14 protein-coding genes are annotated in these 13942 nt (G+C 73.2%); all 14 read left to right on the forward strand.

What is annotated here, in order from left to right:
- Positions 1–32: 32 nt before the first annotated feature.
- On the forward strand, positions 33–584 hold the full coding sequence (locus KAK07_RS25655) for an acyltransferase (RefSeq protein WP_210851875.1): 552 nt from the start codon (positions 33–35) through the stop codon (positions 582–584).
- Positions 581–1711 (forward strand): glycosyltransferase, encoded by a 1131-nt coding sequence (locus KAK07_RS00790; RefSeq protein ID WP_210858435.1) that lies wholly within the window; start codon positions 581–583, stop codon positions 1709–1711. The genes KAK07_RS25655 and KAK07_RS00790 overlap by 4 nt, the downstream gene beginning before the upstream one ends.
- Positions 1712–1744: 33 nt before the next feature.
- Positions 1745–2497, forward strand: coding sequence for a TylF/MycF/NovP-related O-methyltransferase (locus KAK07_RS00795; RefSeq protein WP_210851877.1), 753 nt, complete (start codon positions 1745–1747; stop codon positions 2495–2497).
- A gap of 2 nt (positions 2498–2499) precedes the next feature.
- On the forward strand, positions 2500–3738 hold the full coding sequence (locus tag KAK07_RS00800; RefSeq protein ID WP_210858444.1) for an oligosaccharide flippase family protein: 1239 nt from the start codon (positions 2500–2502) through the stop codon (positions 3736–3738).
- Positions 3739–3761: 23 nt separating this feature from the next.
- The gene (locus KAK07_RS00805; protein ID WP_210858446.1) at positions 3762–4670 is read left to right on the forward strand and encodes a class I SAM-dependent methyltransferase; all 909 of its coding nucleotides are present in this window, start codon (positions 3762–3764) and stop codon (positions 4668–4670) included.
- Positions 4667–5809, forward strand: a complete 1143-nt coding sequence (locus KAK07_RS00810) for a glycosyltransferase family 4 protein (protein ID WP_210858447.1) — start codon at positions 4667–4669, stop codon at positions 5807–5809. The genes KAK07_RS00805 and KAK07_RS00810 overlap by 4 nt, the downstream gene beginning before the upstream one ends.
- Positions 5806–6861, forward strand: a complete 1056-nt coding sequence (locus KAK07_RS00815) for a glycosyltransferase family 2 protein (protein WP_210858448.1) — start codon at positions 5806–5808, stop codon at positions 6859–6861. The genes KAK07_RS00810 and KAK07_RS00815 overlap by 4 nt, the downstream gene beginning before the upstream one ends.
- A complete protein-coding gene (locus tag KAK07_RS00820; RefSeq protein ID WP_210858449.1) occupies positions 6858–7565 on the forward strand; it encodes a class I SAM-dependent methyltransferase in 708 nt (235 codons plus the stop codon). The genes KAK07_RS00815 and KAK07_RS00820 overlap by 4 nt, the downstream gene beginning before the upstream one ends.
- Positions 7562–8728 carry a DegT/DnrJ/EryC1/StrS family aminotransferase gene (locus KAK07_RS00825; protein ID WP_210858450.1) on the forward strand — a complete coding sequence of 389 codons (1167 nt, stop codon included), beginning with the start codon at positions 7562–7564 and terminating at the stop codon, positions 8726–8728. Before KAK07_RS00820 ends, KAK07_RS00825 begins: the two co-directional genes overlap by 4 nt.
- A gap of 7 nt (positions 8729–8735) precedes the next feature.
- Positions 8736–9332, forward strand: a complete 597-nt coding sequence (locus tag KAK07_RS00830; RefSeq protein WP_210851884.1) for a sugar transferase — start codon at positions 8736–8738, stop codon at positions 9330–9332.
- Complete coding sequence (locus KAK07_RS00835; RefSeq protein WP_210851885.1) at positions 9329–11206, forward strand: polysaccharide biosynthesis protein; 1878 nt, start codon at positions 9329–9331, stop codon at positions 11204–11206. The genes KAK07_RS00830 and KAK07_RS00835 overlap by 4 nt, the downstream gene beginning before the upstream one ends.
- A gap of 81 nt (positions 11207–11287) precedes the next feature.
- On the forward strand, positions 11288–12487 hold the full coding sequence (locus KAK07_RS00840) for a Wzz/FepE/Etk N-terminal domain-containing protein (protein WP_210858451.1): 1200 nt from the start codon (positions 11288–11290) through the stop codon (positions 12485–12487).
- Positions 12488–12499: 12 nt separating this feature from the next.
- On the forward strand, positions 12500–13366 hold the full coding sequence (locus KAK07_RS00845) for an aldo/keto reductase (RefSeq protein WP_210858452.1): 867 nt from the start codon (positions 12500–12502) through the stop codon (positions 13364–13366).
- The gene (locus tag KAK07_RS00850; RefSeq protein WP_210858454.1) at positions 13363–13938 is read left to right on the forward strand and encodes a GNAT family N-acetyltransferase; all 576 of its coding nucleotides are present in this window, start codon (positions 13363–13365) and stop codon (positions 13936–13938) included. The genes KAK07_RS00845 and KAK07_RS00850 overlap by 4 nt, the downstream gene beginning before the upstream one ends.
- Positions 13939–13942 lie beyond the last annotated feature (4 nt).

Raw genomic sequence — 13942 nt, forward strand, 5'->3', positions numbered from 1 at the left:
CGGGCTCGGGCGCCTTCTAGAATGCGCGCAGCATGAACGCCGCCCTGCGCGCTGCGCTGGACCAGGGCTATTTCCTGGTGCTGCAGCTGATCAATGTCCTCCACGGCCTGCTGCCCTTTGCGCTGCGGCCGCTGCTGTACCGGGCCTGCGGCTACCGGGTGCACCGCAGCGCCACGCTGCAGGGCGGGGTGCGCTTCTTCCACGTGGGGCGGCTGGAGGTGGGCGAGGGCTCGCTGGTCAACCGCGGCGTGCTGCTGGACAACCGCGGCGGCATCCGCATCGGCCGGCAGGTCTCGATCGCCCACGATGCGCGCATCTACACCATGGGCCACGACCCGCATGATCCGGATTTCGTCACCAAGTCGGCGCCGGTGCAGATCGACGACCACGCGGTGGTGTTCGCCGCCGCGATGATCATGCCCGGCGTGCACCTGGGCGAGGGCTGCGTGGTGATGGCCGGCTCGGTCGTCACGCAGGACGTGCCGCCCGGCCGGATGGTCGGCGGCAACCCGGCGCGTGACCTGGGCGAGCGTCGCTGCACGCCGCGCTACCGCCTCAAGCGCCGCTTCTGGTTCGCGCATTGAGCACGGCGGCACCGCGGCGCATCGCCCTGGTCGACCCGGGCGCCTATGTGTTGCCCTACCTGTACCAGCTGGTGCGGGCGCTGGCCGCGCGCGGCGATGTGGTGAGCGTGTGGCTGTCGAGCACCCGCTACAACGCCGAGTTCGGCCAGGCCTTGCGCGCGCTGCCGGGCGTGGTGCTGCACGAGCGGGCCATCTCGTCCTCGGTGGCGCCGCGCTGGCGCGGGGCGCTGGCCTACCTGGCGCAGCTGGCCAGCGTGCTGCGCCATGCACGGCGTCAGGACTTGGTGAACCTGCAGTGGGTGGGCGCCGGGCCGTGGTGGCTGGAGGGCCTGGTGTTCGGCGTGCTGCTGCCGTGTCTGGGGGTGCCGCTGGCGCTGACCGTGCACAACGCGGTGCCGCATGGCTTTGCGGGCCGACAGCACCGGCCCACGCGCTGGCTGGCGACGCGTGCGGCGCGGCTGATCTTCGCCAGCCAGGCCTCGCTGGACGACTTCCTGGCCCGCTACGGGGAATCCTTCCGCTCGCGCAGCACGCTGCTGCCGCACGGCCTGCTGCCACTCACCCCCGAGGCGCCCGCCCAGCCCTGCGAGCCGCTGCCGCGACCCGAGGCCCTGGTGTTCTGGGGCCGCGTCCAGCGCTACAAGGGCATTGAGCTGTTCGCCGACCTGGCGCGCCACCCTGGCTGGCACGCGCGCGGCCTGCCGCTGGAAGTGCACGGCGCCTGGGCTGCCGAACTGCACCCGCTGCGCGACGAGCTGCGGGGGCTGGGCGTGACCGTGGTCGATGCCTACCTGGACGAGGCCGCGCTGCGGGCCCTGATGCAGCGCCCGGTGCTGTTCCTGCTGCCCTACCAGCGCGCCACGCAGTCGGGGGCGATGTATGCGCTGCTGCACCATGGCCGCTGCTTCGCCTGCAGCGACAGCGGCGACCTGGGGCAGTTCATGCGCGGCCATGGTCTGCAGGACCTGCTGCTGGGCGAGCGCAGCGCCGAGGCGGTGCTGGCGCTGCTGGACCGCCTGGCCGCGCGCGCCGAACCCCTGGCGGCGGCCTTCGCCCAGGCCCAGCAGGCGCTGGGCTGGGACCGGCTGCTGGCGGCCCACCCCGAGGCCTACGCAGCCTGGCGCTGAGCCCGTTCCCCCGGTGCGACAATGCCGGGTTCCATGAAAAGCATCGTCAAAGCCGCGCTGGCCGGGGCCGGCTGGGAACTCTCCCGCCCCGCCGAGCGTGAAGACCAGGCCCTGGCCGACCTGAGCGAAGCCGACCGCGCCATCGTCCGCCGCGTGGCCCCGTTCACGATGACCGGGCTGGAGCGCCGCGCCAGCCTGCTGGGCGCGGTCGACCATGTGGTGCGCCACCGCATCCCGGGCGACATCGTCGAGTGCGGTGTCTGGCGCGGCGGCAGCATGATGGCGATCGCGCTGGCGCTGATGGCGCGCGGTGATACCTCGCGCCACCTGTACCTCTACGACACCTTCGAGGGCATGAGCGCGCCCACCGAGCACGACCGCGCGCTCAGCGGTGAGGCCGCCGCCGACCAGCTGGCCCGCACCGGGCGCGACCACCCGCTGTGGGCCGTGGCCAGCCTGGAGGACGTGCAGGCCAACCTGGCCAGCACCGGCTACCCGGCCGAGCGCATCCATTTCGTGCGCGGCAAGGTGGAAGACACCATCCCCGCCACGCTGCCCGGCGCGGTGGCCTTGCTGCGCCTGGACACCGACTGGTACGAGAGCACCCGGCATGAGCTGCAGCACCTCTACCCGCTGCTGGCCCGCCACGGCCTGCTGATCATCGACGACTACGGCCACTGGCAGGGCGCGCGGCGGGCGGTGGACGAGTACTTCGCCGCCCAGCCCGAGCCGGTCTTCCTGCACCGCGTGGACTACACCGCGCGGCTGGTGGTCAAGCACGGCTGACGATGGCCTCGCCGCGGCTGCTGCATGCGCTGCCTGCCGTCTACGCGGCGGCGGCGGTGCGCCTGCTGCAGCCGCTGCTGGTGCTGCCGCTGATGGCCCAGCGGCTGGGCCCCGAGGCCTTTGGACGGGTCAGCTTCGTGCTGGTCTGGAGCGCGCTGCTGGCGATGCTGGTGGAGGGCGGCTTCCTGGCGGCGGCCACGCGTCTGGCGGTGAATGCCGACGCGCCGCAGCGCTGGCGCCTGGCCCAGCAGGTGGCCAGCGCGCGCAGCCTGCTGTGCCTGCCCACGGTGCTGCTGGCCGGGCTGGTGGTGGGGGCGCTCGGTGCGCCCGGCACCGGCGTCATCGAGGCCCTGGTGATCGCCGCGCTGGCCTGCGCACTGGGCTGGCCGGCCACCTGGTACCTGCAGGCCAGCCAGCAGCTGGCCGGCTGGGCGCGCACCGAGCTGGTGGTCTATGCCGCGCTGATCGCGACCACGGTGTGGCTGGCGCATGACGCCGCCACCTTCCTGGCGCTGCAGCTGGCGGCCAGCAGCGCGCTGGCGCTGCTGGGCTGGCGCTGGCTGCAGCGCGACCTCGCCCCTGCGGCCGAGGGCAGCGGTCTGTTGCAGCGCGACGCGCTGGCGCCGGGCCTGCGCCTGGGCTGGACGATGCTGCCGGTGTCGGTGGCGGGCGCCGCCTACAGCGCCGCGCTGCCGGCCGCGGCCTCGGTGCAGATGGGGCCACAGGCGCTGGGCACCTACTTCCTGGGAGACCGGCTGCTGCGGGCGGTGCTGAACGCCGCCGAGCCAGTGTTCGCACTCGTGTACCCGCGCATCGTGGCGCGCCAGGCCCAGGGGCTGCGCGCCTCGCTGGTCTACGCCGGCCGCTGGGCGGTGGGCGGCGGCCTGGCCGGCCTGGCGCTGCTGGGCGGGCTGACCCTGGCCTGGCAGATGCTGGAGCCGCTGGTGGCGCAGCGCGCCGGCCAGGTCGACCTGCCGGCGCTGCGCGAAGTGCTGGCGCGCCTGGGCTGGCTGCTGCCGCTGTTGCTGGGCTGGAAGTTCATCGGCTACTGGATGCTGGGCAGCGGCCGCTTCGATGGCGCCTACCGCACCTGCGTGGTGGTGGGCGGCGTGGCCGGCACGCTGGGCGCGGCCACCTGGGCCACAGCGGCGACGCCGCCGGGCCTGGCGCTGCTGGCCGTGGGGGTGGAACTGCTGGTGATCGCGGTGGCGGTGGCCGGCATGGCGCTGACGCGCCGCTGAGCGACAAGAAAGAACGAGCGACCGTGGGCATCGACATCCACAACCTGAACCTGCTGGCCCACGCGCAGGACCTGGGCGTGTCCTACACGCGCACGCTGGCCATCGGCCGCCAGGCCTTGTTCATCGAGGCCTACGAGCTGGAGGACCACCGCCGCCTGCGCGGCCTGCCGCCGCTGGTCGAGCCGCCCCGGCCGGCGGGCGCGCCGCGCTACTTCGAGCCGCTGCTGACCCAGTGGCTGGGCGCCCGGTCGGCCGAGTCGGTCGATGCCTCGGCCTACGAGCAGGCCAGCCACCTGCACGACATGAACCGCCCCTGGCCCGCCGACAGCCCGCTGCCCGGCCAGTTCGACGCGGTGCTGGACTTCGGCTGCCTGGAGCATGTCTTCGACTTTCCGGTGGCCTGGCGCAATGTCACGGCGGCCTGCCGCGTGGGCGGGCATGTGCTGCATGCGCTGCCGGCCAACAACCTGTCGGGCCATGGCTTCTACCAGTTCTCGCCCGAGCTGTTCTTCAACCTCTACCGGCCCGAGCGCGGCTTCGAGCTGCGCGGCCTGTGGTTTGCCGTGAAGGGCGACCGCCGCCACTGGTGGCAGGTGGCCAATCCGCGCGAACTGCGACGGCGCGTCAACCTGTGCAATGCGCACGAGGTCTACATGATGGTGCTGGCGCGCAAGCTGCACGAACCGGGCGAGCTGCCGCCGCCACAGCAGAGCGACTACGCCGACGACGAGTGGCTCAAGACCCCCGCCGCCGCTGCGCCAGCCAGCGCTCCGGGCCTGCGCCAGCGCCTGCACGGCGCGCTGGGCCGACAGGGCCTGATCGACCCGCTGCGTGCGCTGCGCGACCGCCTGCGCGCGATCGGCGCCAGCGGCTGGGCACTGCCCGCCCCTGACTACACGCGCGTGGATGTGCACGCGCTGATCCGCAAGTGAGCACGCCACCCAGCGCGCTGCTGCTGTGCGAGCGGCTGGACATTGCCGGCGGCGTCGAGCGCTTCGCCTGCGAACTGGCCAATCACCTGGCCGGCCAGGGCTGGGCTGTGGCGCTGGGCAGCCTGGACACGCCGCGCGAGGCCGTGCGCTATCCGCTCGACCCCGGGGTGCGCGTGCTCTGCGGGCCGCCGGAACGGGCCGCGGCCGCCGCCCGCTCCCGCCTGGGCCGGCTGTGGACCATGGCCCGTCACCAGCTTCGCCTGGGCCGCGTGCTGGCCGCGCAGATCCGCGGCTCGCAGGCCGATGTGGTGCTGCTCAACGGCCTGACCACCGCGGCCTCGGTGCTGCCCCGGTTGCGCCGCGACGAGGCCGCCCGCGTGGTCTGCTGCGACCACAACCACTTCTTCGCCCGCTCGCGCTTCTGGCAATGGCTGCGCGCGCGCCAGTACCCCCGGGTGGCCGCGCTGGTCAGCCTGACCCAGGCCGACGCGCCGCGCTTTGCCCGCCTGCACCCGGTGACCCGCGTGATCGCCAATGCGTCGGCGCTGCAGGCCGCGCAGGCCGGTGCGGTCGAGGCGCCGGTGGTGCTGGCGGTGGGACGCCATGTGGCGCAGAAGGGCTTCGACCGCCTGCTGCAGGCCTGGGCCCGGGTGCGGCCCGGCCGGCCCGCGGCCGAGCTGCGCCTGATCGGTGACGGGCCGCTGCTGGCCGCCCATCAGGCGCTGGCGCAGCAGCTGGGCGTGGCCGACAGCGTGCGTTTCCTGCCGCCCACGCCGGCGATGGCCGAGGCCTACCGCGACGGCGCCGTCTTCGTGCTGCCCTCGCGCTACGAGGGCATGCCGCTGGTGCTGCTGGAAGCCCAGGCGATGGGCCTGCCGGCCGTGGCCTTCGATTGCCCGACCGGCCCGGCCGACGTGATCGCGCCCGAGACCGGCGTGCTGGTGCCCGACGGCGACATCGACGGCCTGGCCCGGGCACTGGGCGAGCTGCTGGACGACCCGGCGCGCCGCCAGCGCCTGGGCGCCGCGGCGATCGAGCGCAGCCAGCGCCTCTTCAGCCCGCAGCGCCACACCCAGGCCTGGACCACGCTGCTGCAGGCGGTGGCGCGCCGTACGCCGGTGCCGGAGGTGCTGGCATGACCGCGCTGCATTGGCCGCCCGCCGAGCCGGGCTGGGTGTCGGTGATCGTGCCCTGCCGCAACGAGGCCCGCTACATCGACACCTTCTGCACCAGCGCGCTGGCCCAGCAGCTGCCCGCCGGCTGGCAGCTGGAGCTGCTGGTGGCCGACGGTCAGAGCGACGATGGCACCCGCGAGCGCCTGCAGTCGCTGGCCGCCGCCGACGCCCGGCTGCGCTGGGTGGACAACCCGGGGCGCATCGTCTCCTGCGGCCTGAACGCGGCGCTGCAGCAGTCGCGCGGCGAGGTGATCGTGCGCATGGACGTGCACACCGAGTACGCGCCCGATTACATCGCCCAGTGCCTGGCGGTGCTGGCCGAGACCGGTGCCGACAACGTCGGCGGCCCCTGGCATGCGGTGCCCGAACCCGGCGCCGGGCCGATGCAGCAGGCGGTGGCCGCGGCCTTCCAGTCGCGCTGGGTGGCTGGCGGCGCGCGCTCGCGCGATCTGGGCTTCGAGGGCTGGGTCGACACCGTCTACCTGGGCTGCTGGCCACGCCGCGTGCTGGCCCAGCATGGCGGCTTTGACGAATCGTTGGTGCGCAACCAGGACGACGAGCACAACCTGCGCCTGACACGCGCCGGCGCGCGGGTGTGGCAGTCCAGCCGCATCCGCAGCACCTACCGGCCGCGGGCGCGGCTGGCTCAGGTGTTCCGGCAGTACCAGCAGTACGGCTACTGGAAGCCCTTCGTGATGCGCAAGCACGGGCAGGCGGCGGCGCTGCGCCAGCTGGTGCCGGGTCTGTTCGTGGCCGCACTGGGGCTGGCCTTGCTGGCCTGGCCGCTGGCGGGTTCCGGTCTGCTGCTGGGCCTGCTGTCGCTCTACGCCGCGGCCGTGGCCGCGATGACGGGCGCAGTGGCCGCGTCGTCCGACCTGGACCGCGCCGCCGTGGCGCGCGTGCCCGCGGTGATCGCCGCCTACCACCTGGGCTACGGCCTGGGCTCGCTGCAGGGCTGGTGGGCCGTGCTGCGCGGTCGGGGGCCGCGGGACCGCTTCGCGAGACTGACCCGATGAGCACCCCCCCCGACGACGCCGAGGCCCGCGCGCTGCGCGAACGCTACGCCCGCCGCGCGCCGCAGGACCCGCGCTATGCGCTGACCAACCCGGCCGCGCTGTGGCCGCAGCAGGAGCGCCAGCGCGCGCTGGTGGCGCTGCTGCGCCGCCACGGCTGGGCCGATCCGTCGGCTTGCCGGCTGCATGAGGTGGGCTGCGGCCACGGCGGCAACCTGCTCGAGGCGCTGCAGCTGGGCTTCCAGCCTGCGCTGCTCAGCGGCACCGAGCTGCTGGCCGAGCGTTTCGCCACGGCCCGCGAGCGGCTGCCGAGCGCGCTGACGCTGTGGCGGGGCGACGCCCGCCACCTCGGCCCGGCGCCCGCCAGCGTGGACGTGGTGATGCAATCCACCGTGTTCTCCTCGCTGCTGGACGACACGGTGCAGCAGCAGCTGGCCCAGGCGATGTGGGCGCAGCTGCGCCCGGGCGGCGCGGTGCTGTGGTACGACTTCACCGTCAACAACCCGCGCAACCCCGATGTGCGCGGCGTGCCACTGGCGCGCGTGCGCGCACTGTTCCCGCAGGGCCGCATCGACGCCCGCCGGGTGACGCTGGCGCCACCGATCGCCCGCGCGGCAGCCCGCTGGCATCCGTCGCTCTACACTGTCCTCAACGCCCTGCCGCCGCTGCGCACGCACCTGCTGGCCTGGATCGCCAAACCCGCATGACCGACACCAAGCCCCCGTTCCTGGCCTTCGCCCTGCCCGACATCGGCGAGGAGGAGATCGCCGAGGTGGTCGATACGCTGCGCAGCGGCTGGGTCACCACCGGCCCCAAGGCGCGCCGCTTCGAGGACGATTTCGCGCGCTACCTGGGCGAGCCGGGGCTGCAGGCGATCGCCGTCAACTCGGCCACTGCCGGCCTGCACCTGGCGCTGGAAGCCCTGGGCATCGGCCCCGGCGACGAGGTCATCGTGCCTACCCACACCTTCACCGCCACCGCCGAGGTGGTGCGCTACCTGGGCGCCGACGTGCGCCTGGTGGACGTGGACCCGGTGACGCTGAACATCGACCCGGCGCGGGTGGAAGCCGCCATCACGCCGCGCACCAAGGCCTTCGTCCCGGTGCACTACGCCGGCCTGGCGGCCGACATGCCGGCGCTGCTGGAGATCGCCCGCCGCCACGGCCTGAAGGTGGTGGAAGACGCGGCCCATGCGCTGCCCAGCACCAGCGGCGGCCGGCTGGTCGGCACGCTGGACAGCCACGCCACGGTGTTCAGCTTCTATGCCAACAAGACCATCACAACCGGCGAGGGCGGCATGCTGGTCACCCGCGATCCGGCGCTGGCGGCACGCGCGCGGGTGATGCGCCTGCATGGCATCAGCCGCGACGCCTTCGACCGCTTCACCGCCACCGTGCCCAGCTGGTACTACGAGATCGTGGCGCCGGGCTTCAAGTACAACCTGACCGACATCGCTGCCGCGCTGGGCCTGCACCAGCTGCGCAAGGCCGACGCCTTTGCCGCGCGCCGTGCCGAGCTGGTGGCACGCTACGACGCCGCGCTGGCCGACCTGCCCGTGCTGCGGCCAGCCCATGCGCCGGCCGGCGAGCGCCACGCCTGGCACCTGTATGTGCTGCGCCTGGCAGATTCGGTGCGCCTGGGCCGCGACCAGGTCATCGAGGCGCTGTTCGCCGCCGGCATCGGCTGCAGCGTGCACTACATCCCGCTGCACCTGCAGCCCTACTGGCGCGACCGCTACGGCCTGCGGCCCGAGCAGTTCCCGCACAGCCAGCGCGCCTATGAGCGCATGCTGAGCCTGCCGCTGCACACCCGCATGAGCGATGCCGACGTCGACCGCGTGGCCGCGGCGCTGCGCACGGCGCTGGCCTGAGCCATCCATGGCCAAGCGCGTGATGGACCTGCTCGTCTCGGCCCTGGCGCTGACGCTGCTGGCGCCGCTGCTGCTGCTGATCGCGCTGGCGGTGAAGCTGGATTCGGCCGGCCCGGTGTTCTTTCGCCAGGAACGGGTGGGGCAGGGCGGACGGGTCTTTCGCATCCACAAGTTCCGCACCATGCGCACCGACGCCGAGCGCCTGGGCCCGCAGGTCACCGTGGGCCGCGACCCGCGCATCACCCGCGTCGGCCACTGGCTGCGCGACCGCCGCCTGGACGAGCTGCCGCAGCTGATCGACGTGCTGCGCGGCGAGATGAGCCTGGTCGGCCCGCGCCCCGAGGTGCCGCGCTACGTGGCCCACTATCCCGCCGCGCTGAAGGCCGAGGTGCTGGCCGTGCGCCCGGGCCTGACCGACCCCGCCACGCTGGCCCACCTGGACGAGGCCGCGCTGCTGGCCGCCGCGCCCGACCCCGAGCGCGCCTACATCGACGAGGTGCTGCCGCGCAAGCTGGCGCTGCAGGCCGACTACGCCCGCCGCGCCACGCTGCGCGGCGACCTGTCCCTGCTGTGGCGCACGCTGTGCGCGCTGGTGCGCCGATGAGCAGCACCCCCGGCTTCTGGCACCGGCTGGACCGCTTCCTGGCGCGGCTGCGGCCGCACCGCGAACCCTTGTCGATGCTGATCGACGGCGCGCTGGTGGCCCTGGCCTGGAACGTCACCTACCTGTTCCGCCTGGGCTTCGAGCGCTGGCTCAGCGCCCGCCCGGGCTACGACGGCTGGGTGCTGCTGGGCATCGTTGCGGTGTACATGGTGGCCTTCCGGGCGCTGCGCGTGCCGCAGGGCATGTGGCGCTTCTCCGGCTTCGGCGAGGTGCGCCGCATCGCGCTGGCCTGCATGGCCGCCGGCCTCGTCAGCGCCGTGGGCGTGCTGATGCTGCAGCTGGTGCAGGTGCCGCGCGCGGTGCTGGCGCTGCACCCCTTTGTCGCGCTGATGGCGCTGGCGCTGGTGCGCATGGGCTACCGCACGCTCTATGAACACGCCCGCGCGCAGATCACCGGCAGCGAGCGCGAGGTGCGCCGCGCGCTGGTGCTGGGTGCCGGCGACGCCGCGCGGCGCCTGCTGGCCGGCATCCACCAGCAGGGCTGGATCGTGCTGGGCCTGCTCGACGACGACCCTGACAAGCAGGGCGCACGCATCGCCGGCATCCCGGTGCTGGGGCCGCTGACCGCGGTGACCGACAAGGCCCTGCTGCGCGGCGTCACCCACCTGGTGATCGCGCTGCCCGGCGCCACCGCGGCGCAGCGCCGCCGCGCGGTGGCACTGGCCGGTGGCACCGGTCTGCCCGTGCTGACGGTGCCGTCGGCCGACGAGCTGCGCAGCGGCCAGGCCGAGCGGGTGCGCGACATCGAACCCGAGGACCTGCTGGGCCGTGAGCCGGTGCAGCTGGACGAGGCCGGCATCGCCGAGACCGTGCATGGCCGCACCGTGCTGGTCACCGGCGGCGGTGGCAGCATCGGCAGCGAGCTCTGCCGCCAGCTGGCGCGTTTCGCGCCGGCCCGGCTGGTGCTGGTGGAGCTGTCCGAATACAACCTGTATGCGATCGAGCAGGAGCTGGCGCGCCACTTTCCCGGCCTGCCGCTGGTGCCGCTGATCGCCGACGTCAAGGACCTGCCGGCGCTGCGCGCCCTGATGCTGCGCTGGCGGCCGGAGCTGGTCTTCCATGCCGCGGCCTACAAGCATGTGCCGCTGATGGAGGTCGACAACGCCTGGGCGGCGCTGCGCAACAACACCCTGGGCACCTGGCATGCCGCGCTGGCGGCGGCCGAGGCGGGTGCCGAGCGCTTCGTGCTGATCAGCACCGACAAGGCCGTCAATCCGACGAATGTGATGGGGGCCACCAAGCGGGCGGCCGAGCTGGTGGTCTCGGCCATGGCGGCGGCGCACCCGGGCACGCGCTTCATGGCGGTGCGCTTCGGCAATGTGCTGGGCAGCAGCGGCAGCGTGATCCCGAAGTTCAAGGAACAGATCGCCCGCGGCGGCCCGCTCACCGTGACGCATCCGGACATCATCCGCTACTTCATGACCATCCCCGAAGCCGCCCGGCTGGTGCTGCAGGCCGCGGCGATCGGCGAGACCGCGCAGGTGCTGGTGCTGGACATGGGCGAGCCGGTGCGCATCGTCGAGCTGGCCCGCACTCTGATCCGTCTGGCGGGCAAGACCGAGACCGAGGTGGGCATCGTCTTCACCGGCCTGCGGCCCGGTGAGAAGCTGTACGAGGAGCTGCTGGCCGACGCCGACACCACGCTGCCCACCCGCTTTGCCCGCCTGCGCCTGGCCCGGCTGCCGCCGCCAGGCGACGACACGGCGGTCTTCGACTGGCTGGCCGAGATCGGGTCCGGCCCCTGCGAGGACGCGGCCGTGCGCGCCCGCCTGCAGGCCCTGGTGCCCGAGTTTTCCCCGGGTCCGGTGACCTAGAATCGCAGGGTTTTGGCCGCCCGACAGGCGGCCCGCGCCCAGGCGGCGTCCACCGCGGCGCCGTCGAACCTGCGAGCCTGCATGACCGAACCCCAGATCTCCCCCGAAGCCCTGAGCGCCGCCGATCGCGAGTGGAGCGCACTGGACCTGGCCCTGGTGCTGTCACGCCGTCTGCGCCTGCTGGTGCTGGCGCCGCTGACCGTGGCGGTGATCGCCTTCGGCGCCACCTACCTGATGCCGCTGACCTTCACCGCGCATGCGCAGATCCTGCCGCCGCAGCAGCAGGGCAGCGCGGCCTCGGCCCTGCTGGGCTCGCTGGGCGGTCTGGCGGGCATGCTGGGCGGTGGTGGCGGCGGCGGTCTGGGCGGCCTGAAGAACCCTGCCGACCAGTGGATCGGCTTCATGAAGAGCCGCACCATCGCCGACGCGCTGATCGAGCGCTTCGACCTGATGAAGGTCTATGAGGCCGATCTGCACTTCCTGGCCCGCGACGAACTGGAGAAGCGCACCCGCATCTCCTCGGGCAAGGACGGCCTGATCGACATCGAGGTCGACGACCGCGACCCGAAGCGTGCCGCCGACATCGCCAATGCCTACATCGACGAGCTGCAGAAGCTCTCGCGCACGATGGCGCTGACCGAAGCCTCGCAGCGCCGCCGCTTCTTCGAGCGCCAGCTGCAGGAGGCCAAGGACAACCTGACCCGCGCCGAACAGGCGCTGAAGGCTGGTGGCGTCTCGGCCAGCGTGCTCAAGACCAGCCCGGAGGCGGCCGTGGCCGAGCTGGCGCAGATCAAGGCCCAGGTGGCGGTGTCCGAGACCCGGCTGGCGGTGCTGCGCGGCACGCTGACCGACAGCGCGCCCGAGGTGCAGCAGGCGCTGCGCGAGCTGTCCTCGCTGCGCGGACTGATGACGCGCACCGAGGCCCGTGATCCGGACAACGGCAAGGGCGACGGTGCGGCCTATGTGGCGCGCTTTCGCGACTTCAAGTACTACGAAACCCTGTTCGAGCTGATGGCCCGCCAGTACGAGATGGCCCGTGTGGACGAGGCCCGCCAGGGCAGCGAGCTGCAGGTGCTGGATGCGGCGGTGGTCCCCGAATGGAAGTCCGGCCCGAAGCGCGGCCTGATCGCGGTGCTGGCCCTGGTGGGCAGCTTCCTGCTGCTGGCGGGCTGGACCGTCTGGCGGGCCTGGCTGGACGGCCAGTCGCGCGAGGCCAGCAGCGCCGAGACGCTGTCCGAGATCCGGGTCGCGCTGCGCCGTGCCCTGGGCCGCCGCGCCTGACGAGACGCCTGCATGCACAAGATCGCGCTGGGCACCGTCCAGTTCGGCCTGACCTACGGGGCCTTCAACACGGCCGGACAGGTGCCGCCTGACGAGGTCGCGCGCTTGCTCGCGCGCGCGGCCGAGGCGGGCGTGGGCCTGCTGGACACCGCCCACGCCTATGGGCGCAGCGAGGAGGTGCTCGGCGAGGTGGGCGCTGGCGCGCGTTTTCGCATCGTCACCAAGGTGCCGGCACTCAACGAGCAGGCGTCGGCCGAAGCGGTGCACCGCTTCGTGGCCGAGAGCCTGCAGCGCCTGCGTGTCGAACGCGTGGACGGGTTGCTGCTGCACCGCGCGGCCGACCTGCTGGGACCGCAGGGACCGGCCGTCTGGTCGGCGCTGCAGGCGCTGCGTGACGAGGGCCGGGTGGGGCGCATCGGCGTCTCCGGCTATGGCGCCGACGAGGTGCTGCAGGTGCTGGACCGCTACCCGGTGGGTCTGGTGCAGCTTCCGATCAATGTCTTCGACCGCCGCCACCAGCAGGCCGGTGTGCTGGCGCGCTGCCAGGCCCAGGGCGTGGAGGTCCATGCGCGGTCGGCCTTCCTGCAGGGCTTTGCGCTGGCCGACACCGCCGCGCTGACACCGCACCTGGCCACCTACACCGAGGTCCTGACCGCCTTCGATGCGCGCTGTCGCGCGCTGGGCCTGTCGCGCCTGGCCGGTGCGCTGCATGCGGTGGCCGACCTGCCGGAGGTGGCCCAGGTGGTGGTGGGGGTCGACCGGCTGGCGCAGCTGGACGAGATCCTGGCCGCGGCCACCACGCCCTCGCCCGGTCCGGCGGCCTGGGACGGGCTGGGCAGCGACGCACTGGAACTGATCGAACCCGGGAGATGGCGATGAGCGAGGACCACCTGTTCGTGCGGCGACTGGGCCCGGGCCTGGACCACGGTGGCCCGATCCGCCTGCGGCCGCTGCTGCCCGACGACCTGGGCGAGCGCTACGAGGCCTGGTTCCGCGACGAGCAGGTCACGCGCTACCTGGAGGCGCGCGGCATCAGTGCCTTTGATGCGCTGCGCCACCTGATGGACGGCTTCCAGTCCGAGGCCTGGTTCATGTACGCGATCGAGCAGAAGGCGCCGCAGCCGCGCCACGTGGGCAACCTGAAGATCGGCCCGATCAATCGCCGCCATGCCACGGCCGAGATCTCGATCGTCATCGGCGAGCGCGACTGCTGGGGCCGCGGCGTGGCCACCGAGGCAGTGCGCCTGGGCACCGAGCTGGCCTTTGGCCGCTTCGGCCTGCGCAAACTGTACGCCGGCATGGTCGAGGGCAACGAGGGGTCGGTGCGGGCCTTCGAGAAGGCCGGCTGGCGGGTCGAATCGCGTCTGCCCGGCGCCTTCATCCACGAGGGGACCATCAAGGGCAAGGTGGTGGTGACGATTGACAACCCGGGATTCCATGTCGGCACCTGAGCAA

This window comes from Ideonella alba, from assembly GCF_018069875.1.
In the GTDB taxonomy this organism is placed as follows: domain Bacteria; phylum Pseudomonadota; class Gammaproteobacteria; order Burkholderiales; family Burkholderiaceae_C; genus Ideonella; species Ideonella alba.